The sequence below is a fragment of the Actinomyces sp. ICM47 genome, from assembly GCF_000278725.1.
Taxonomy (GTDB): domain Bacteria; phylum Actinomycetota; class Actinomycetes; order Actinomycetales; family Actinomycetaceae; genus Pauljensenia.
Map to the genome: position 1 here is coordinate 1 of NZ_ALCA01000025.1, position 20,642 is coordinate 20,642.

The 20,642-nt window shown below is 67.1% G+C and carries 13 protein-coding genes and 1 tRNA gene; 4 read left to right on the forward strand and 10 right to left on the reverse strand.

Annotated elements, in window-relative coordinates; all coding sequences use genetic code 11:
* Nucleotides 1-727: 727 nt before the first annotated feature.
* The 4 genes from HMPREF1136_RS01540 to argS all read right to left on the reverse strand — a co-directional run bounded on the left by HMPREF1136_RS01540 (nucleotide 728) and on the right by argS (nucleotide 11,098).
* The gene (locus tag HMPREF1136_RS01540; protein ID WP_009647555.1) at nucleotides 728-5,128 is read right to left on the reverse strand and encodes a S8 family serine peptidase; all 4,401 of its coding nucleotides are present in this window, start codon (nucleotides 5,126-5,128) and stop codon (nucleotides 728-730) included.
* 225 nt (nucleotides 5,129-5,353) lie between these two features.
* A complete protein-coding gene (locus HMPREF1136_RS01545; protein WP_034504397.1) occupies nucleotides 5,354-7,702 on the reverse strand; it encodes a S8 family serine peptidase in 2,349 nt (782 codons plus the stop codon).
* 320 nt (nucleotides 7,703-8,022) lie between these two features.
* The gene (gene lysA / locus HMPREF1136_RS01550; protein WP_009647550.1) at nucleotides 8,023-9,414 is read right to left on the reverse strand and encodes a diaminopimelate decarboxylase; all 1,392 of its coding nucleotides are present in this window, start codon (nucleotides 9,412-9,414) and stop codon (nucleotides 8,023-8,025) included.
* Between the two features lie 4 nt (nucleotides 9,415-9,418).
* Nucleotides 9,419-11,098, reverse strand: a complete 1,680-nt coding sequence (gene argS / locus HMPREF1136_RS01555; RefSeq protein ID WP_009647556.1) for an arginine--tRNA ligase — start codon at nucleotides 11,096-11,098, stop codon at nucleotides 9,419-9,421.
* A 169-nt stretch (nucleotides 11,099-11,267) separates the two neighbouring features.
* On the opposite strand from argS, the gene HMPREF1136_RS01560 reads away from it, so the two are divergent.
* Nucleotides 11,268-12,527, forward strand: coding sequence for an Nramp family divalent metal transporter (locus HMPREF1136_RS01560; RefSeq protein WP_009647561.1), 1,260 nt, complete (start codon nucleotides 11,268-11,270; stop codon nucleotides 12,525-12,527).
* A gap of 89 nt (nucleotides 12,528-12,616) precedes the next feature.
* Here the strand turns inward: HMPREF1136_RS01560 and HMPREF1136_RS01565 are convergent, their stop codons facing one another.
* A complete protein-coding gene (locus HMPREF1136_RS01565; protein WP_009647557.1) occupies nucleotides 12,617-13,072 on the reverse strand; it encodes a ribose-5-phosphate isomerase in 456 nt (151 codons plus the stop codon).
* A gap of 98 nt (nucleotides 13,073-13,170) precedes the next feature.
* Between HMPREF1136_RS01565 and HMPREF1136_RS01570 the strand changes: the two genes are divergently transcribed.
* Both HMPREF1136_RS01570 and HMPREF1136_RS01575 read left to right on the forward strand, forming a co-directional pair.
* Nucleotides 13,171-13,246: transfer RNA gene (locus HMPREF1136_RS01570), tRNA-Arg, on the forward strand.
* A 237-nt stretch (nucleotides 13,247-13,483) separates the two neighbouring features.
* Entirely contained in the window at nucleotides 13,484-14,902 is a 1,419-nt protein-coding gene (locus tag HMPREF1136_RS01575; protein ID WP_009647552.1) for a sodium:proton antiporter, read from the forward strand.
* Between the two features lie 61 nt (nucleotides 14,903-14,963).
* Here HMPREF1136_RS01575 and HMPREF1136_RS01580 read toward each other — a convergent pair whose 3' ends face one another.
* From HMPREF1136_RS01580 to HMPREF1136_RS01600, 5 genes are all read right to left on the reverse strand, one after another.
* Complete coding sequence (locus HMPREF1136_RS01580; RefSeq protein ID WP_009647549.1) at nucleotides 14,964-15,353, reverse strand: hypothetical protein; 390 nt, start codon at nucleotides 15,351-15,353, stop codon at nucleotides 14,964-14,966.
* Between the two features lie 121 nt (nucleotides 15,354-15,474).
* Complete coding sequence (locus tag HMPREF1136_RS01585; RefSeq protein WP_009647548.1) at nucleotides 15,475-16,308, reverse strand: glycerophosphodiester phosphodiesterase; 834 nt, start codon at nucleotides 16,306-16,308, stop codon at nucleotides 15,475-15,477.
* Entirely contained in the window at nucleotides 16,305-17,219 is a 915-nt protein-coding gene (locus HMPREF1136_RS01590) for a M23 family metallopeptidase (RefSeq protein WP_009647553.1), read from the reverse strand. The genes HMPREF1136_RS01585 and HMPREF1136_RS01590 overlap by 4 nt, the downstream gene beginning before the upstream one ends.
* Before the next feature lie 411 nt (nucleotides 17,220-17,630).
* Nucleotides 17,631-18,665, reverse strand: coding sequence for a hemolysin family protein (locus tag HMPREF1136_RS01595; protein WP_009647554.1), 1,035 nt, complete (start codon nucleotides 18,663-18,665; stop codon nucleotides 17,631-17,633).
* Nucleotides 18,662-19,987: a hemolysin family protein gene (locus HMPREF1136_RS01600; protein ID WP_034504400.1), complete on the reverse strand. Its 1,326-nt coding sequence runs from the start codon at nucleotides 19,985-19,987 to the stop codon at nucleotides 18,662-18,664. The genes HMPREF1136_RS01595 and HMPREF1136_RS01600 overlap by 4 nt, the downstream gene beginning before the upstream one ends.
* 265 nt (nucleotides 19,988-20,252) lie before the next feature.
* Here HMPREF1136_RS01600 and HMPREF1136_RS01605 point away from each other — a divergent pair.
* Nucleotides 20,253-20,642: hypothetical protein (locus tag HMPREF1136_RS01605; protein WP_009647551.1), on the forward strand; the 390-nt coding region annotated here is incomplete at its 3' end.

Genomic DNA, 20,642 nt, shown 5'->3' on the forward strand with positions numbered 1-20,642 from the left:
TGGTCATCAACAAGACCGACACCTGGGAAGAAAAACAAGGCCACTGAGACAACGTGGTTGTTTCGCGGATCAACTCCGTGAAACGTCGGACTATCACGCCTTGGCACAAGTCCGACACATCTACATCGCGACGGATTCGCTCACGCACGGGAACCCGCTATCCGGAGCACTAACCCGCTTGTCCGCACGTTAACCCGCTGTTCCGTACGTGGGCAGCCTCGCCCAGGTCCCGATAAGCGGGTTCACGTGCGGATTAGGAGGCCCAGGCTCCGATAAGCGGGTTCACGTGCGAAGCATTGGCGCCCCGGGTGCACACCAACAGTGAGTGCCCATCATCAGCAACGCCCAGAGCGTCGCCCACGCGCAGAGCATCATTCACATCCCAAGCGTCGCCCACACGCAGTGCATCATTCACGTCCCTTGCATCGCCCATACGCAGCGCATCGAGCCACGCACACCGGCAACGCAAGCCGCCAAGAACCACTTGTTTCACGCACGATTCCCGTGAAACAACGCGGGGCCGCGCACCAGGAATGGTGCGCGGCCCCGGTCCCGTCCCAGCCGCAAGAGCCGCAGCAGCCTCAAGAGCTATCAACACCGTCACCGCCGCGACAGCTCCAGCAGCTGGATCAGCCGAAATAGCCGATTCAGGCAGGTCAGTCCCGCCAGCGCGCGATGAGCCTCAACCACCACGCAGGCAGGAGCGGCTACGCCAGCCGGGCCAGACCTACGGCATCAGCCTCCCCTCGTCGTCGAACACGTAGCGCGTGCCGTCGATCCATCGACTACCCGTCGCCATCGCGCCTGAGGACGTCAGGTAGTACCAGGCATCACCGTCGCGCAGCCACCCGGTGACCATCGCGCCGCCGTCGGATGACAGGTAGTACCAGGAGGATCCCACGCGCTGCCAGCCGGTGGCCAGGGCACCCGAGGAGGTCAGGTAGTACCACGCGGACCCGTCGCGCACCCATCCGGTGCGCATCGCGCCGGAGGAGGAGAGGTAGTACCAGGTGCCCTGCACCTTCGTCCAGCCGCTCGCCATCGCGCCGGTGAGGGGATCCAGGTAGTACCACGTGCCGTGCACACGAACCCATCCGGCGGCCTGGCCGCCCGACGCGCCGTAGTAGTACCACTGACCGTCCTCGTACACCCATCCGGTCACCATGTATCCGCGCGCGTTGAAGCGGTAGATCGCCCCGTCGATGCGCAGCTGCGTGGAGGTCGGGTAGCTCCCGTCCTCGTAGCGCCACCACCAGCCGAAGGTGCCGGAGACCCAGCGCCCAGCCCGGGCCTCGTCGGGACCCACGTGGTCGGTGCTGACCGTGAAGGGAACCTGCGCGGTCGCGTCGTCGTCGGCGCGCGGATCGAAGTTGCGCCCGGAGGCTTCGACCGTGACCGTGGCTGCGCCGGAGAAGCGTCCCGTGCCCGCAGGGTGCGAGACGTCCACGCCGTCGGCCTGGAGCGTCACGCCGGCCCCATCGAACGAGCCGTCGCCGACTCCGGTCGCGATCTCGCGGTCACCGAGCAGCAGCCGAGCGCTGGTCACCGGCCCGGTCACGGTGGCGCGCACGGAGACGCGCCCGGCGAGGGTCTCCCCCGCCAGCGGCTTCCACGCCACCCCGTCGGTCGAATACTCGACCGCGCCAATCACCGGCGCAGGCTGGTCCTTGAGCACGGCGTCGAGCGCGTTGGGCAAGCCCGCGCCCCGGTACTCGCGGCCCTCCGCGGGCGCGGCCATGCGCGACCAGTTCTCGGGTGCGGACGCCTGCTTCTTCGCCACAGCGACAATCTCCGAAGCACTCATCTCCGGATGCACCTGGCGCAACGTCGCGAGGACGGCCGCGGCCAGCGGCGAGGCCTGCGACGTGCCGTACAGGTTCCCGTAGGCCTTGCCGTACCAGCTCGTCAGCGGCGCGTAGATCTTCGCGCCGGGTGCCGCGAAATCAATCGTCGTGGCACCCCAGTTCGACCAGGACGTCGGCTCCAGCACGCCCGTGCCGGGGTCCGCGCCCTCGGGCAGCTGCAGCGCGGAGACCGCGAGGGTGCCGCGCATCATCGACGGCATGTAGACGCCGCCCGTCACGTCACGCTCGAACGCGCCCCACGTGTCGCCCGGCGACGAGTCGTCGGTCGCGGGCGGGTTATCCAGGTCCGTCGTCCAGTTGCCTGCGGCCACCACGTTGATGACGTCCTTCGACATCGCGTAGTCGGCGGCACGCTGGACGGCTTCCAGGCCGGCGGCCTGCTCGGGATCCTTCGGCATCCAGTACTTCCACGGGTTGACGTAGTAGGAGCCGTTCGTCACCGAAATGCCGTGCTCGGCGGCCCATACGAAGCCGCACGCGATGTATTCGGGGTAGAAGTAGCCGCCGTTGCGCGACGCCACATTGATCGCGGCGATGCGCAGCGTCGGGTTCACGCCGTCCACGCCCACGCCGTCATGCTTGGCGGCAATCGACCCGGCCACGTGCGTGCCGTGGGTTGCGTCGTCCCAGCGCCACGCCGCCGGATCCTGGTTGGGAATGCCGTTGACGTTGCAGGCCACGGACTTGGCGTGGTCCACCTGTCCGGCCAGGTCCGGCACGGTGTCGTCGACGGACTGATCCATGATGCCCACGGTCACGGGGGCGCGCATGACGTCGACGTCCTGGGCCTCGAGCGCGTGCAGGGCCTGGAGGTGCCACCCGTTGGAGGTCTGCGGGTCGGGAGTCACCCCGGCCTCGTCCTCGCTCTGGGCTCCCTCGCTCTGTGTTCCCTCGCTCTGCACGGCGTCGGACTTCGGCGCGGCCGCGAGCGCTGCGTCGGCTCGCACACGGGTCGTGTAGTCGATGGGGACCACGGCCTCGTTGCCGCCGACGGGTGCCTGGCGGGTGGGGCCGATGGAGTCGTAGCTGATGCCCTCCTTGATGAGCGCCGCGCCCAGGTCGGGTGAGAACGTCGGGGAGGCGGATTGGACGAAGAAGGTGGAGAACTGGGGGTAGCGCGCCAGGACCAGTCCTCCCTTGAACGAGGCCTGGGCTGCGGCTCGCTCGAAGGTGGCCTTGTCCGTGCCCGCGGGGAGGTTCACCGCGTAGTTGGCGGGCAGTTGTTCGGCGGCGCGCGCGGGGGCGGTGATTCCGGCTGTGGCTTCGCCGGGCACGGGGGCTTCGCCGGTGCCCGGGTCGGGCGCGGGCTGGGGCACGACGGCGGGGTCGCGCGAGACCGTGAAGGTCGCTTCGCGGCCCGTGTCGTCGTCGGCCTGTCGGTCGAAGTTGATGCCTGCGGCGCTGACTTGGACGCGGGCGGTGACTGAGTCCGTGCCGTCGGGCAGGAGGGAGGAGAGGTCCACGTTCTCCGCGGACACGCTCAGCTCGGGGTCGCCGTATTTACCGGAGCCGTCACGGTCGACGCCGGTCAGGGACGCCACGTCCATGTGCAGGTGGCTGATCGGCGAGGCGGCGGCCGCGTAGAAGGTGACGGGGCCTGCGGGCAGGGTCGCTCCGTCGAGGCTCTTCCATTCGCCCTTGCCGACCCTGTATTCGAGGGTTGTGACGGTCGGCTGCATCTGGTCGCGACGCATGGTGGTCAGCGCGTTGATGAAGCCGTAGCCGCGGTATTCCTTGCCGTCGGCGGGCACCTCCAGGCGCGTGTAGTCGATGGCCGCCTGCTTGCGCATGAGGTCGATGATCTGGGTTCCCGTGAACGAGGGGTGCGTGGCCTTGATGAGCGCGGCGATGCCCGTGATGTGCGGGGCCGCCATGGAGGTGCCGCTCGTCTTGGCGTATCCGCTCGGGTACTGGGCGGTTGGGACGGTGGAGTAGATGCCGTCGCCGGGTGCCGCGAAGTCAATGGTGGTGCCGTAGTTGGAGAAGTCCGCCCGCGCGAGGGTCGTCCACTCGGGCTTGGTCTCCTCGTCGACGCGCTTGAGAGCGCTCACCTGGCTGACACCCGCCACCTGGCCGGGAACGCGGATGGATCCCGCGACCGGACGATCCTTGATGGGCGTGTCCATGTCGGTCGGCGAACCGGAGTCAGTCGTCGGATGGTCGTTGTCCGCACCCTCGTTGCCTGCCGAGGCGATGACGGCCAGTCCCTTGCTCTGCGCGTAGGCGATGGAGCGCAACGCGGCCTCCAGGCCCGCCGCCTGCTCTGGATCGGTCGGACTCCAGTACATCCACGGGTCCATCGAATACGAATTGTTCACGATGTCCACGCCGTGGCTGGCCGCCCACATGAACGCGCACGTCACGTACTCGGGGTAGATGAGCTGCTCGGAGTTGGCGGCCTTGATCGACACGAGGGTCGTATCCGGCGCGACGCCGTCGATGCCGATCCCGTTGTGGTTCGCCGCGATAATGCCGGCGACGTGCGTGCCGTGGAAGTAGTCGTCACGCCAGCCCCCGTACTCCTGGGAGGCGACACCGTTGGACGCGCACGACACGGAGCGCGTCTGGTCCACGCGCCCGGCCAGGTCCGGGTGCATGTCGTCGATACCCGTGTCGATGACGCCGACACTCACGGGGGCGTGCGCGACGGGCACACCCGCCGCCTCGGCCACGCTCATGGCCGCGGCTCCCCAGTTCGAGATCTCCTCGGCCCCGTCAGCCTCGCTCAGCGCCCGTCCGCGAGCACTCTGCACGCCGCCGGACTGCGCGCCCGACTGGGCACCGCTCTGGCCTGTTCCGTCCCCGGACTGCGCCGGGTCGGGCGCAGGTTCGGGTGCCGGAACGGGCGCAGGTTCGGGTGTCGGAGCGGGCGCGGGGGCCTCGACGCGCTCCCCCTCGGGCACGGCGGCCACGCGGGTCGGGCCAATCGAGTGCACCGTGATCCCAGACCCCGCCAAGGCCTCGGCCATGTCCGGGGCGAACGAGGCCGACTCACTCTGTGCGAAGAACGTGCCGATCTGCGGGTACGAGGCCAGGGCGACGCCGCCCGCGGAGGAGACCGTGGCGAGTGCGCGTTCCAGGTCAGCGGGAGCAGCACCCGGGTTCAAGTTAATCGCGTAGTTCATAAGGCCCGCGCTCGCTCGAGCGGGGGCAATCAGAGAGGTTGGGTTATCGGCTCGGGCTGGTGGGGCTGTCGCCGTCGCGACGCCCATCGACAGGGTGAGAGCGGCGACGATCCCGATGCGTGCAGCGTTGCGGCGCATGGTTCCTCATTTCGGTTGTGAGTGTCGCGCGCACGACACCGTGCACACGTGATCACCATCATCCTAGAGTTTGACATGTCCGACAATTCATACCGCTTAACATCGGGCAACACCGGAGAAAATTCGACCGTGACAGCGGGAGGGGCCGCGCGCGTGCGCGACCCCTCCCAGGCCGCTGTCAGCCATCCCCGGGCGTGGCCCTGCCCGGGGGTGCCGAGGTGGCGGCTACCGCATGCGGCCAGACGAATCGAAGGAGTATGCAACTCCGTCGATCACGCGGTCGCCCGTTACCATGACGCCGGTCTCATCCAGGTAGTACCAGGACGCGCCCTCCTTCAGCCAGCCAGTCGCCATCGCGCCCGAGGGCTGCAGGTAGTACCAGGCCGAACCCTCCTTCAGCCAGCCCGTGCGCATCGCGCCCGTCACAGGATCCAGGTAGTACCAGGTGCCGCCCACGTTCGCCCAGCCCGATGCCTGAGCGCCAGAGGTGCCGTAGTAGAACCACTGACCGCCCTGACTCGCCCAGCCGGTCACCATGTAGCCGCGCTCGTCAAAGCGGTAGACCTTGCCGTTAATGCGCAGCGCCTCGGAAACCGGGTAGGTGCCGTCGGCCTTACGCCACCACCAGCCGGTCGCATCGGATGTCCACTCGCCGACCACGGCCTCGTTCGGATCGTCGCCGCCCGCAACCGTGAACGGCGCCGACGCGCTCGCGTCATCGTCGGCGCGCGGATCCGAGTTGCGACCCGAGGCCTCGACCGTCACAGACTGCGCACCGGAGAGGGAGGAGACGTCCACGCCGTCAGCCTGAAGCGTCACGACGCCGCCCGCGGGCGTGCCCGTCGCAACCTCCTGGCCGCCCACGAGCAGGCGCGCCGACGTCACGGCACCGCTCACCGTCGCGCGCACGGAGAGAGAACCGGAGAGTTCCTGGCCGTCCAGCGGCGCCCACTGCGCGCCATCGGTCGAGTACTCGATCTGACCGATCACGGGAGTGGGCTGGTCCTTCAGGACCGCGTCCAGCGCGTCGGGCAGGCCCGCGCCGCGGTACTCCTTGCCGTCCCACGGGGCGTTGAGCTCGCCGTAGTGGTCCGCCGCCTGCTTCTTCATCAGGTCAATGATCTGATCACCCGTGTACTCCGGGTGCACCGACTGAAGCAGCGCGGCAACGCCCGCGACGTGCGGGGTCGCCATCGAGGTGCCGTCGGCGACCGCGTAGCCGCTCACGTAGAACAGCAGCGGCGCGGTCGAGTAAATCTGGTCGCCGGGGGCCGCAAAATCAATCGTCGTTCCGTAGTTCGAGAAATCCGCGCGCGCCAGCGACAGGCCGGGTTTTACGTTGTACGCCTGAGCAACCGCACTCACCTGCGCGACGCCGTCGAGCATGGAGGGCACGCGGATGCCACCCTCGACGTTCCGGCCCTTCGTCGGAGCAGGCGCGTCCGTCGGGGAACCGTTGTCAATCGTCGGGGTGTCGATGCTCACCCCCTCATTACCGGCAGCCGCAATGACCGCCAGCCCCTTGCCCTGCGCGTACTTGATCGAACGAGTCGCGGCCTCCAGGCCCGCCGCCTGCTCGGGATCGGTCGGACTCCAGTAGACCCACGGATCCATCGAATACGAGTTGTTCACGATGTCCACGCCGTGGCTGGCCGCCCACATAAACGCGCACGTCACGTACTCGGGGTAAATGAGGCGATTGTCGTTCGTAGCCTGAATCGCCACGATGGTCGCCTCGGGGGCGATGCCGTCGATGCCGATGTCGTTGTGGTTCGCCGCGATAATGCCGGCGACGTGCGTGCCATGGTAGAACTCGTCGCGCCAGCCGTAGAAGTCCTGCGTCGCCACACCGTTGACCGAACACTTCACCGAACGCTCAGTATCCACGCGGCCTGCCAGATCCGGGTGCGTGTCCTCAACGCCCGAGTCAACGACGGCGACCGTGACCGGCGCGCGCTCCACGGAGACCGCCCCGGCCTCGCGCGCGTGCATAGTTTCTGCACCCCAGTTGAAGATCTTTTCATCCGCCGCATCGCTCGCGCTCTCGTCGCGCGTGGCGGCCAGGCCGCCCGACTGAGCGTCGTCAGCCGCAGGGTCACCGGCTGCGGGGGTATCAGCTGCCGGGGTATCGATGTTCTCCTCGGCGACCGGGGCCTCGTCAGCCGGGGCCTCGGCACCTGTGGGGAGGGTGACTCGCTCGTAATAGAGGACCCCCTCGGTGCGGGTCGGGCCGATGGAGTGAACCGGGATACCCGCGTCCTTCAGTGCAGCGGCCAAGTCGGGCGCGAACGAGGGCGTGGCGCTCTGAGCGAAGAAGGTGCCGATCTCGGGGTACGAGGCCAGGGCCGCGCCCTTCACCGACGGGACCAGGTCGATAGCTCGCTCCAGGTCGGAGGCACTGGCACCCGGGGCCAGGTTGATCGCGTAGTTCATCTCGTCGTCGTTCGCGCGGGGAGACGAGATGAGGCCGTCGGCGGGTTCGTCAGCGCGGGCGGGCGGGGCCACCGCCGTCGCGACGCCCATGGACAGGGCGAGCGCGGCGACGACTCCGATGCGTGCGGCGGTGCGGCGCATTGTTCCTCGGCTTTCGGTTGGGACTGCGTCGTGCAGGTCTGCATCTGCGGGCAACACCATCATCCTAGAATTTGCCGGTAACAACAAAATGTAGGCTGCCCTAAGCTCACAATATGATTCCGCCACAATATCGCATGCAGCTCCACAACAGGAGTGACACGATCACATGAATTAAGACGAACAAGCTAGATACTGTCGGGGATTACATGCGACGTCGCTCAGAAAGCATCGCCTCAGCACGGGAACAGAGGCGAACTCGGGAATACAAGAGGCGGGGAGCGCACGCACTCCCCGCCTCGTTGGCTCCAGAACGGTGTCGTCTACTCCAGACCAGCGTCCAACGCCAGCAGATGATCCACCGTCTGCGGACGGACGAACCAGCGCGCGGTTCCATCCTCGACGGCGAGAACGCCGGGCTTCGTCAGCATGTTGTAGTTGGATGCCATCGAGTAGCCGTACGCGCCCACTGCCGGGACGGCCAGCAGGTCGCCACCCGCGATGTCGGCCGGCAGGTCGATGTCGCGGATGATGATGTCGCCACTCTCGCAGTGCTTGCCGACGACGCGGCAGCGCGCCAGGGACGAGGCCTGCGCCGGGTCCCGGTTCGCGAGCGTCGCCGTGTAGGTCGCGTCGTAGAGGACGGGACGGATGTTATCCGACATGCCGCCGTCGATCGCAACGTAGCGGCGCACTCCCCCATCTTCCAGGGACACGTCCTTGACGACGCCGACGCGGTAGAGCATGACCATCGAGGGGCCTGCGATGGAGCGGCCGGGTTCGACGGACACGTGCGGGATCGGCAGGCCGTGGTGGGCGCAGCGCTCCCGCACCACGGTGGCCAGGGCACGTGCGACCTCGACCGGGGAAGTCGGGACAGGATCCTGCCCCGTGTAGGCGATACCGACGCCGCCACCCAAGTCAATCGCGGGCACTTCCAAGCCCAGCTCGTCGCGTAGAACCGCCGCGAAATCAACGACGATGCGCGCGGCCTCGACGAAGGCCTCGGTCCCAAAGATCTGTGACCCGATATGGCTGTGCAGGCCGCGGAAGTCCAGGTGGGGCGCGTCCTTGATCGCGGCCACGGCCTCGTAGGCCTGGCCGGTGGCCAGAGACAGGCCGAACTTCTGGTCCTCGTGGGCGGTCGCGATGTACTCGTTGCCACCCGCGTGGATGCCGGACTTCAGGCGCACCATGACGGGCGCGACGACGCCGAGATCAGCGGCGATACGCTCGATCTGGCGAACCTCGTCCATCGAGTCGATGAAGATGCGGTGGATGCCGGCCTCAAGAGCGAGGCGGATCTCCGCATCCGACTTGTTGTTGCCGTGCAGGCCGATGCGCGAGGGATCCACGCCTGCGCGCAGGGCGAGGGTCAGCTCGCCGAGCGACGCGGTGTCGATCCCCAGGCCCTCGGCCGCGACCAGGCGCGCGACGTCGGCGCTCAGGAACGCCTTGCCGGCGTAGAAGGCGTCGCCACCGTTCATTCCGTAGCCGTCCCAGAACTCCTCGGCCATCGCCGATGCCCACACGCGGGCGCGCCCCCGCATGGCCTCGACGTCAAGCACGAAGGTCGGCGTGCCGAAGTCGGCGGCGACGCTGGTCAGGTCGACGCCTCCCACGCGCAGCACGCCATCCACCCGGGTCGCGCTCCACGGCCACAGGTCCGGGCGCTCATCGGGGGTCGGGCACGTCAGGGTAACCGCCTCGCTCACCAGGTCACATCCTTTCGGGGGCGCTCACGCCGAGCAGGCCGAGGCCGGTGCGCAGCACCTGGGTGACCGCGTCGTTGAGCCAGAGGCGGGCGACATGGCCGGGTTCGACCGGGTCGTCGCCGCGAGGCGTCACGCGGCACTGGCCGTACCAGGCGTGGTAGGTGGCAGCCAGGGACTCCAGGTAGCGGGCGATGCGGTGCGGCTCACGCAGCTCCGTGGCCTGTGCGACCTGCGCGGGGAACTGGGCGAGGGCGGCCAGCAGGGCCTCGTCAGCCTCGGAGTCGAGGGCGGCTGGATCGAAGTCAGCGTCGCGAGTGACGCCGTGCGCGGCCGCGTTGCGGGCAACATTGCAGGTGCGCACGTGGGCGTACTGCACGTAGTAGACCGGGTTGTCGTTGGAGTGCTGCGAGAGCAGGTCCAGGTCGATGTCGACCTGCGTGTCCATGGACACGCGCACGAGAGCGTAGCGCGCGGCGTCCACGCCCACGGCGTCGACGAGGTCGTCGAGGGTGACGATAGTGCCGGCGCGCTTGGACATGCGCACGGGTTCGCCGTCCTTGACCAGGTTGACGAGCTGGCCGATGAGGATCTGCAGATTCTCGCCCGGCTTGTCTCCGAAGGCGGCGCACATGGCCATCATGCGGCCGATGTAGCCGTGGTGGTCAGCGCCCAGCAGGTAGATGGCCGCATCCGCGCCGCGCTCACGCTTGTTCAGGTAGTAGGCGACGTCGCCCGCGAAGTACGCGGCCTGGCCGTCCGACTTAATGAGGACGCGGTCCTTGTCGTCGCCGTAGGCGGTCGTGCGCAGCCACACCGCGCCGCCCTCGTCGAAGATCACGCCGCGCTTGCGCAGGCGCTCAATCGCCTCAGCCACCGCACCCGAGTTGTGCAGGGAGTCCTCGTGGAAGAAGACGTCGAAGTCGGCGCGGAAGGAGTGCAGGCGCTCCTTGATTTCAGCGAACATCAGCTCGACGCCGCGGGCGCGGAAGACCTCGATGGCCTCGTCCTCGGGCAGCGTGACCGGGTCGGGTTCACCGGCGGCGTGCGCATCGGCGCGGACCTGGTCGGCGATGTCAGCGATGTACTGGCCGCCGTAACCATCCTCGGGGACCTCGCGGCCCATGGCACGCGCGTAAAGCGAGTGGGAGAAGCGGTCGATCTGCGAGCCATGGTCGTTGAAGTAGTACTCGCGAGTCACAGCGGCACCGGAGGCGGCCATGAGGCGCGCCAGAGAATCACCGACGGCGGCCCAGCGGGCACCACCCAGGTGCACGGGACCGGTCGGATTCGCGGACACGTACTCGAGGTTGATGGAACGCCCTGCGAGCGTCGCGTTACGACCATACTCAGCCCCGGCCTCGACGATGGTGCGGGCGAGTTCGCCGGCTGCCCCCGCGCCCAGGCGGATGTTGATGAAGCCGGGACCCGCGACCTCGACGGAATCGATGCCGTCGGCGGCGGCGAGAGCGTCCGCGAGGATCTGCGCAAACTCGCGCGGTGCCATACCGGCCTTCTTGCCGAGCTGCATGGCGACGTTGGTCGCCCAGTCGCCGTGCTCGCGCACGCGGGGGCGCTCGACCGTCACGGGGTCGGGTACCAGGGCGGGGTCGATGGAGATACGCCCGGCGGCGGCAGCGTCCAGCAACGTCGAGCGAATGAGGGAGGCAAGTTCTTCAGGAGTCACCCCTTTAGCCTACGGGGTTTTGCCTCGTCGCCGCTCACCTATACGCGGCGTGCGTGTGAAAACCTGGCCACACGAGGCCCGCCCGGGCGGCTTTCGTCCCGTGCCCAAGCGCGAGCGACGAGTAAGATTTCGGGTAGCCGAACATTTCCTATCTGCAGTGAGGATTCCCGTGAACGCCACGGACAGCGAGCACCGCCACAAGCTCATCCCTCTCCTCGGCCCCGCCTTCGTCGCGGCCGTCGCTTACGTTGACCCCGGAAACGTCGCAGCCAACATCACGGCCGGCGCACGCTACGGATACCTGCTCGTGTGGGTCCTGGTAGCCTCGAACATCTTCGCGATGGTCGTCCAATACCTGTCCGCCAAGCTCGGCCTCGTCACCGGCCGATCCCTGCCCGCCCTCCTGGGCGATCGCATGTCCAAGCCCGGCCGCATCGCCTTTTGGATCCAAGCGGAGATCGTGGCCGCCGCGACCGACCTGGCCGAGGTCATCGGCGGCGCGCTCGCCCTCCACCTCCTCTTCGGGATCTCACTGCTGTGGGGCGGCGTCATCATCGGTGCCGTGTCCATGGCGCTTCTCGTCGTCCAAGGCGAAGGCAAACAGCGCCAGTTCGAAACAATCATCGTCGGCCTACTGATCGTCATCACGCTGGGCTTCCTGGCGGGCCTGTTTGTCGCGCCTCCCAGCCCCTCGGGCATGCTCGGCGGACTCCTCCCCCGCTTCCAGGGCACCGACTCGGTCCTCGTGGCCGCATCCATGCTCGGCGCGACGGTCATGCCGCACGCCGTCTACCTGCACTCCTCGCTGGTCAACGACCACGAGGCCGACGAACTCGGCCCCTCCACCGCAGATTCACGCCACTCTTCGGGCCACCTCTCGCGCCTGTTGCGCGCGACCCGCATCGACATCTACTGGGCGCTGAGCATCGCCGGCCTGGTCAACATCGGGCTACTGCTCCTGGCAGCCGCCGCATTGGCCGGACAGAGCGGCACCGACACCATCGAGGGCGCGCACGCCGCGATCTCCTCCACGCTCGGCCCCATCGTGGGCACTGTCTTCGCGGTGGGCCTACTAGCCTCGGGCCTGGCCTCAACGTCGGTGGGCGCCTACGCGGGCAGCGAGATCATGAACGGCCTGCTCCACATCCGCGTCCCCATCCTCGTGCGCCGCCTCATCTCCCTGATCCCGGCCCTGATCATCCTGGGCGCGGGCGCGGAACCCACGTGGGCGCTCGTCGTCTCGCAGGTCGCCCTATCGTTCGGCATCCCCTTCGCGATCATCCCGCTCATGCACTTGACCGCATCGCGCGACGTCATGGGCGACTACGCCAACACCCGCACCCTGCGCGTGACCGGTTTCCTCATCGCAGCCGTGATCGTCGCGCTCAACCTGTTCCTCGTCTACCTCACCTTCACCGGTCAGGGCTAAGAGGACGAGGCCGGGGCCAAGGAAACGGAAACGAGGCATGCGAAGCGGGGCCGGCGATCCACCGGCCCCGCTTCGCATGCGCCAGGCAATCAGGCGCGCACGGAACGCTCGTACGCGGCCATCAGGTCGATGCGACGCTGGTGGCGCTCATCCCCGCTGAAGGGAGTCTCGAGGAAGGCATCAATGAGAGCGATGGCCTCGTCGTCGCTGTGCTGGCGGGCACCGACAGCCATCATGTTCGCATCGTTGTGCTCGCGAGCCAGGCGCGCGGTCGCGTCCGACCAGACGAGGGCGGCGCGCACGCCTTCCACGCAGTTGGCGGCCATCTGCTCACCGTTGCCAGAGCCACCGACAACGACGCCGAGGCTGCCGGGTTCGCTGGCCACAGCCTTGGCCGCTTCGATACAGAACGGCGGGTAGTCGTCGAGCGCGTCGTAGACGTGCGCGCCATGGTCGACGACGTCATGACCGGCCTCGCGCAGGTGGGCGATCACCTTTTCCTTCAGCTCAAAACCGGCGTGATCAGTGGCAATATGGACGCGCATGGAATCCTCCTGGGGGTTCACGGACAAGCAACGCCCACTAGTATGGCACACCTCACCGTTACGCGCGGACGTTTGAACCCTGCTAGACTAGCGGCGCTGCCCCGATAGCTCAGCGGATAGAGCGCTTGCCTCCGGTGCAAGAGGTCGCAGGTTCGAGTCCTGTTCGGGGCGCCACGCATACCCGGATCCGCGTCGACGCCGCGCCGACGCGGCATCTCGGTCGCCGCCATTCACGCGCCCACCGCGTGCCCGCACCGATGCACCTGCCTGCCCCCGCCTCGTCAATTCCACCCGTGCACACACCCGCCCCCGCCTCGTCGATGAGGCCACTCCCACCTCGGACAACGTTCCCCGCCACGCAGCCACCGCATAAAATAAAGAGCGTCTCTATCGTCTACCAAGGAATGGCCAATGACCTACCCATGGTGGAGTCTGCTCCCCTTCGTCGCGATGCTCGCGTGTATCGCGCTCTTGCCCATCATCCCGAAGACCTCACACTGGTGGGAAAAGGAATGCTCCCAGCTCTCCGTCGCGCTCGCTCTCGGCGTGCCGACGACGGTCTGGATGTTCATGAGGGCGGGCACGGGCCCGCTCATCGCCACGGGCGTGGAGTACGTGCAGTTCATCGCGCTGCTCTTCGCGCTGTTCGTAGTCTCCGGCGGCATTCACCTGGCCGGTGATATCAAGGCGACCCCGCGCAACAACACGATCTTCCTGGCGATCGGCGGCCTGCTGGCCTCGTTCATCGGGACGACGGGCGCGGCCATGCTGCTGATTCGCCCGCTCCTGGAGACGAACAAGGAACGTAAGCACCGCGTGCACACAGTCCTGTTCACGATCTTCATTGTGGCGAACTGTGGCGGCATACTGACTCCGCTCGGCGACCCGCCGCTGTTCCTCGGCTACCTGCACGGCGTGCCCTTCGCGTGGACGTTCGCGCTGTGGAAGGAGTGGCTGTTTACTCTGGCGCTGCTGCTCCTCACGTACTACTCGATCGACCGCGTCCGTTACGCGTCCGAGGACACGGCCTCCATCGAATCCGACGACCGCGAGGTGCAGCCCTTGCGTCTGCACGGAAAGATCAATCTGCTGTTCTTCGCGATCATCATCCTGTCCGTCGCTTTCGCTCCGTCGTGGGATGGCGAGGCGCTGGCCGAGGGCCACGTCCACTCGTGGGTTGACCTGGTGCCGTGGCGCGAAGTCATCATGTTCGCGGTCGCGGGCCTGTCCTACAAGCTCTCGGACAAGAAGGTCCGCTTCGAAGAGAACGCGTTCACGTGGGGCCCGATCATGGAGGTCGCGACGCTGTTCATCGGTATCTTCTCGACGATGGCACCCGCGCTGCGTTACCTGGAGCAGATCGCCCCGTCTCTGCCGCTCACGCGCATGACGTACTTCGTGTTCACGGGCGGCCTGTCATCCGTCCTGGATAACGCCCCGACGTACATGACGTTCTTCGAGATGGCGAAGGCGTCCGGCGGCGAGGGAACCCTGATCGCGGGCGTGCCCGAGTACTACCTGATTCCGATTTCGCTGGGTGCCGTCTTCTGTGGCGCGATCACGTACATCGGTAACGGCCCGAACTTTATGGTCAAGTCGGTCGCCGAGTCTGACGGCGTGCCCATGCCGTCGTTTGGCCGCTACATCGGCTACGCGTTCACGCTGCTGGTGCCCGTCCTGGCCGCCATGGCGATGATCTTCGTGGGCGAGTCCTGGCTCGTTCGAGGCCTCGGCATCGCCTTGGCCGCTGGCCTGGTGTTCCTCTCGCTCGTGCGCATCCGTCGCGCGGGGCTGGACGAGGCCGTGGCCGACTTCAGCGGCAACGAGTAAGCCAGCGGTGAGGGGGCGGAGCCACGCGGCTCCGCCCCCCCTCTGCATGTACGTGACACGCCTAGGCGGACTCATCCTCGTTGTTGTCTCCCGTCCATGGTTCACTGAAAGGATCGGGGTACTGGGGGTACCAGTCGTCGGGGAATCGAAGTGGCGTCAGGCCTGCAACCATCACCGCAGCGGTGACGTACGTGAGGACGTTCAGGCCAAACAGCGCCCTGTCGGAGGCACCCCAGGAAGCAGCCGCTTTGACGTAAAGAACCAAGTAGGACAGGCAGATGAGGGCCGGAATACAGACCGCGCGAGCGTTCTTGCTGACTTGGCTGGTGACGTCCGCGTTGCGCCACGCGACCCCGATCCAGGAGTCCGACCTCGTCTCAACGAGGAGCAGCCCGACGAGGAGGACCCACAGTCCGGCCAGGCACAGCGCGATCACGATGGTGTCATTCATGGGTTACTCCGCTCCCCGCCTCGCGATGCCCCTGCGCGGCCCGACGAATGCTCCGGCAGCTCCGCCCGCGCCACGCAACCGCAGCACCCGGCGCGGAAAGGAGCGGTCACGGGAGCACGGGTCAATCCCTCGGCATCGGGTGCGCACCAACGCCCGGAGCTGGAGGCTGTGTCCACAGGCCGCGCTGGTCAAGGAAGTCGCGTACGAAGGCGGGGCGGTCGGTGATGATGCCGTCGACACCGACCTCGAGGAGCCGCAGAATGTCGGCCACCGTGTTGATGGTCCACACGTGCACGGCCAGTCCCAGGGTGTGAGCGGTGGCCACGAAACGCTCGTCAACAACGCGGATGGGCCCCTGGTACATGGGCACCTGGGCGGCAATGACACCCTGGCGCGGGCCGGGCACGTGCCACCAGGCGGGGTTCGTGGCGCTCTTTGCGGCACCCACGAGGCGCACCACGGCCTCGGTGCCCAGCGACGTTGCGACGGCGCGGGCGGGGTCGGAGGCAGCCATGTCGCGCACGGCGCGCAGGCGCGGTTCTGAGAAGGAGGCGACCAGGACGCGGCCAGCGGCACCATGTTCGGCAACGACGTCCAAGAGCGGCCCCTCGACACCCGGTTCCTTCACGTCGATGTTGAGGTACATGTCCGGGAAGGCCTCCAGGACCTGCGCAAGAAGCGGCATGGGTTCACCCGAGTCGCGGTGGCGCAGCGCGGACAATTCCCTCCACGTCATGTCGTTGATCGCGCCGGTGCCGTCGTAGCAACGATCCACGGTTTCGTCGTGGCAGATCACGACTGCGCCGTCCGCGCTCAGGTGCGCGTCGGTTTCGATGTGGCGAAGCCCGGACGAGTAGGCGTGGGCGAAGGCGGCCATCGTGTTCTCAGGGGCCTCCTCGCCGCCGCCACGGTGAGCAAAGACGATAGGTCCCTGACGCATGGTCACGGGCATCATGAGCAGGGCTCCTGTCCAAGGTAAATGGCCTTGTGTTCGGCCATCCAAGATTCCGGGTCCACGGGAGTGTCGGAGGCGTCGTGGATTTCGAAGTGCAGGTGAGGGCCTGTCGACCAGCCGTTGCTTCCGACGGCACCGATAACCTGGCCGGCAGTGACGGTGTCACCGAGCTTGACCGTAATCTTGTTCATGTACTGGTGCAGGTAGGCCGAATGGAAGACGGTACCGTCGGGCAAGGTGTGCCTGATCTGTACGTAAGCACCCGCGTGGGAGTTCTCTGCGAGTTCCTCGACCACGCCGCCGTAGACAGCGGTGATGGGCGTGTCCATGGGTGCCGCCATGTCAATGCCCTCGTGGGCCAGGAGCTGACCGGAAACAGGCGAGATACGCATCGTGAAGGGCGACGTAATCGTGTAGCTTCCCTCGGCCAGCGGCCAGTAGACCGTGTCGGCCAGGACCTTCACGTGGCGGTTGCCGTCGGCACCAGCGCCGGCTTTGCAACCGGTGACTGTGACGGGTGCCTTGGCCTTCGCACGCGTGTTGGCAGTGAGTGTGGCGTCGAGTGAGATCGCCTCGGGCAGGACCTGGGAGGAGGCCCAGCTGCCGCGGCCCGTGGCGGAGCCGAAGGCACGCACAGGCACTGTCAGGGAGGAGTCGGATCCGACTCGGCCCGTCATCGGGACCGCGATTGTTGAACCCGCCAGGCCAAGAATGAGGAGTGTGCGCAGCAGGTAGCCGCCGGGACGGATGTTACGCTCCGGGGTTTCTTCCGACGAGGCATCCTCATCGTCGTCGAAAAAAGCTTCTTCCTCGGGAAACGCTGCGTCGTATTCGTAGGCGATCTGATCGAAGCTGAGCCTTGGGTGCCGCTCGACGGACGAGGGGATCTGTTCAACGGACTGAGGAAGCAACTCGACAGATGGAGGAAGCCGCTCAATGGACTGAGGAAGCAACTCGACAGATGGGGGGAGCGCCGACTCAAAGCTTGGTTGGCGAGGCGTGTAGGCGCGCGGCGGAGGAGCTACTCGCTGCACGGGTTCCGGGGCTACTCGCTGCACGGGTTCCGGGGCCACTCGCTGCACGGGTTCCGGGGCCACTCGCTGCACGGGTTCCGGGGCTACTGGCTGCACGGGTTCCGGGGCCACATCGGATGGGATCTCGGCGGTGGTGTATTTTTCCTCATCACCTGCCCGAGATCGCGCGGCGCGCAGCTGCGACCGCTTGGGCAGCGGGCACTCCATGTTGCTCACGCTATTCCCCTCTCGTTTTCTGACCGTTCCACTGTAGCAATGCCCGCACGGGCGGCGCCAGGCGCTTCGCCATTAGGGTCGCTGGAGGGCGTCACGGACTTCGCCGACCAGAAGTTCCAGGATATCCTCCAGGAAGAGGATACCGACGAGGACACCCTCGTCGCGCACGAGCGCACAGTGCACGCCGGTGCGCTGCATGTGGCGCAGTGCGTCTTCAACCTGGTCGGAGGAGGCGACGGCCTCGAGGCGGCGGATGCGCCACGGGGTAATCGGCTGGGTGCGTTCCTCGCCGGACGCGTACAGAACATCCTTCAGGTGGACATAGCCGGCGATGGCACCATCCTCGCCCGCAATCGGGAAGCGCGAGTAGCCGGTATGAGCGACTCGTTCCTCCACGTCGGCGGGGGTGGCACCCGCAGGGAGAACGACGAGGTCAGCCAGGGGCACCATCGCAGAACCCGCGGTTTCTTCTGAGAATTCCAGGGTGCCGCTGAGCAGCCCCAGTTCGTCGGTGAGGACACCCTCGGCCTGGGATGCGACGACAATGGAGGCGACCTCCTCGACCGTGTAGGAGGCCGAAATCTCCGAGCGAGGCTCATAACCCGACAAACGGACGAACCAGTTCGCGAAATGGTCCATGGCCTCGATGATGGGGCGCAGGACGTGGCCCAGGCGCACGAGGATGGGGGCCAGGATGAGGAGCATCCGTACCGGCGCGGCGATCGAGATATTCTTCGGGACCATTTCGCCGAAGACGACGTGGCAGAACAACACGATGATGAGGGCTGCTGCGAATCCGATGACGTGGCTGGTCGCCTCGGGAGCGCCCAGGCGTTCCAGCGGCGACTCGACAAGGTGCGCAATCGCAGGTTCGGCGACGACGCCCAGCGTCGTGGAGGCGACCGTGACGCCCAGCTGGCAGATGGCGAGCATGAGGGAGACGTGTTGCAGCGCGTAGAGCGCATCTCGTGTACCGCGCGCGCCTTCGTCGGCGAGCGGCTCAACCTGCGAGCGCCGCGTTGAGGTGACCGCAAACTCGCCGGCCACGAAGAACGCGTTGACCGCCAGCAGCGCGACGGTGATAGCAATGCCCATACCGGCGCTCATGCCTCCACCTCCGGTTCGTCAGCGGGCGCGGGGGTGATCGCGACCTGCGCGACCCTGCGGCCCTGCATCTGGGTGACCTCGATGCCGACACCGTCAACGCTCACGCGCGAGCCGACGGACGGGATGTCGCCCAGCTCGTTCATGACGAGGCCGCCGATCGTGTCGTAGGGGCCGTCCTCGGGAAGGTTGATGTCTGTGCGACGTGCGAGTTCGTCGGGACGCAGCGTCCCGGGCACGAGGAAGGTCCCGTCGGGGCGCGGGCGGATACCGAGGCGACGTTGGTCGTGCTCGTCGGAGACCTCGCCGACGATTTCTTCGACGACGTCTTCGAGGGTGACAATGCCGGACACGCCGCCGTATTCGTCGACGACGACGGCCATTTGCAACCCCTCGTCGCGCAGTTGAACCATGAGCGGACCAATCGGCACCGTCTCGGGAACGGTGGGCGCGTCGGTCATGAGGGAGGAGGAAATGACGGGCACGTCGGCGCGGCGCTCGGCGGGCACGGCGACCGCGCGGCGCAGGGAGACCAGGCCGAGGATGTCATCGGAGTCATCGCCGATAACGGGGAATCGGGAGTGACCGGTTTCGTGAGCGAGGTCCAGCACGTCCTGGGCGCTGTCTCGCTCACCGAGGGTGTGCAGACGCCCGCGGTCGGTCATAACGTCGGCGGCGCTGAGCGTGCTCATGCGGATTGTGTTGACGAACAGGTCGGCCGTGGACGTGTCGAAGGTACCTTCTTCGACGGAGTGCTCGACGAGGGCCGCCAGCTCGGATGCGGAACGCGCCGACGAAATCTCTTCCTGCGGCTCGATGCCCATGCGGGCGAGCACCCAGTTCGCGGTGCCACCCAGCACCCAGATGATGGGGCGGGCGATCACGGTGAAGGCCATCTGGAAGGGGACGACACGCACGGCGGTGGCCATCGGGTGGGCCAGCGCGAGGTTCTTGGGGACAAGCTCACCAAAGAGCATCGAGAAGACGTTAATGAACGCGGCGGCGACGAAGGCCGCGATGCCGGTGGCCAGGCCCCAGGCCAGCCCGGCTGCGCCGAGCCATCCCACCAGCAGGTCCGCCAGCGCGGACTGCGTCGTGTAGCCGAGCAGGATCGTGGTCAGCGTGATGCCCACCTGGGCACCCGACAGCTGTGTGGACAGGGTACGGGTGGCGCGCAGGACGGACGCGGCTCCGCGGTCCCCCTCGTCCGCTTTCTTGTCAAGGACGGCCTGGTCCACAGCGACAAGCGAGAATTCGGCGGAGACGAAGACGAAGGTGCCGGCGGTAAGAACGACGCCGAGGAGGAGCATAAGGACGGTCGTCATCGCTGCCCCCTCTCGACGAGGCCGGAGCGAGCCACGGGTACGCGCGCGGACAGGGGGCGGGAAAGAGCGGCAGAAAAGCCGACAGTGTCGCAGTCCATGATGCATCCAGTTTAGCGGCCCCGGGCTTTCCTCCCCGCGTGCGCGTCCACACACCATCGCTCTGTGTCAACACTCTCCCTATACCGGACCAAAGGCCCTTGAAATGATCGCCAAGTGTCTCCCACGTCTCGTGAAGGTTGTCACGTAGAGGTAGAATCTGTCGGGTATGGTCGCCGCGATACAAGCCCGTACGCGCGGCGTGAGTCAAACGGAGGAATACGTGCCGACCCACACAGTTTCCCAGCCCGACCCGCAGTGGTATCTCGCAAAGATGCGCGACCTGTACGAGCGCGATCCGCAGCTCCTCGATCCATCGTGGCGCGCCTACTTTGCGACCGAGACCGCTCCCCCGCAGCTGCGCGCCAAGCGTCCCGCAATCCCGGAGGGTGCTATCGAGGGCAGCGCACCCGAGCAAGCAGCCCCGGCCTCGTCGATGCAGGCCCCCGCGGTGCCCGTGAGCGTCACCCCGCCCACCCTCGACATTGAGGAAGCGGAGCATGCACACCCCACGCCCCCGGTCGCACCCGTCGTCTCGGTGACCCGCTCCGACCTGCCG

What these genes read in the sequence shown, in the direction of transcription:
- HMPREF1136_RS01540 (WP_009647555.1), bottom strand. Translation starts at nt 5,128, where the DNA reads ATGCGCCGCAACGCTGCACGCATCGGGATCGTCGCCGCTCTCACCCTG.
- HMPREF1136_RS01545 (WP_034504397.1), bottom strand. Translation starts at nt 7,702, where the DNA reads ATGCGCCGCACCGCCGCACGCATCGGAGTCGTCGCCGCGCTCGCCCTG.
- HMPREF1136_RS01565 (WP_009647557.1), bottom strand. Translation starts at nt 13,072, where the DNA reads ATGCGCGTCCATATTGCCACTGATCACGCCGGTTTTGAGCTGAAGGAA.
- HMPREF1136_RS01575 (WP_009647552.1), top strand. Translation starts at nt 13,484, where the DNA reads ATGACCTACCCATGGTGGAGTCTGCTCCCCTTCGTCGCGATGCTCGCG.
- HMPREF1136_RS01580 (WP_009647549.1), bottom strand. Translation starts at nt 15,353, where the DNA reads ATGAATGACACCATCGTGATCGCGCTGTGCCTGGCCGGACTGTGGGTC.
- HMPREF1136_RS01585 (WP_009647548.1), bottom strand. Translation starts at nt 16,308, where the DNA reads ATGATGCCCGTGACCATGCGTCAGGGACCTATCGTCTTTGCTCACCGT.
- HMPREF1136_RS01595 (WP_009647554.1), bottom strand. Translation starts at nt 18,665, where the DNA reads ATGAGCGCCGGTATGGGCATTGCTATCACCGTCGCGCTGCTGGCGGTC.
- HMPREF1136_RS01600 (WP_034504400.1), bottom strand. Translation starts at nt 19,987, where the DNA reads ATGACGACCGTCCTTATGCTCCTCCTCGGCGTCGTTCTTACCGCCGGC.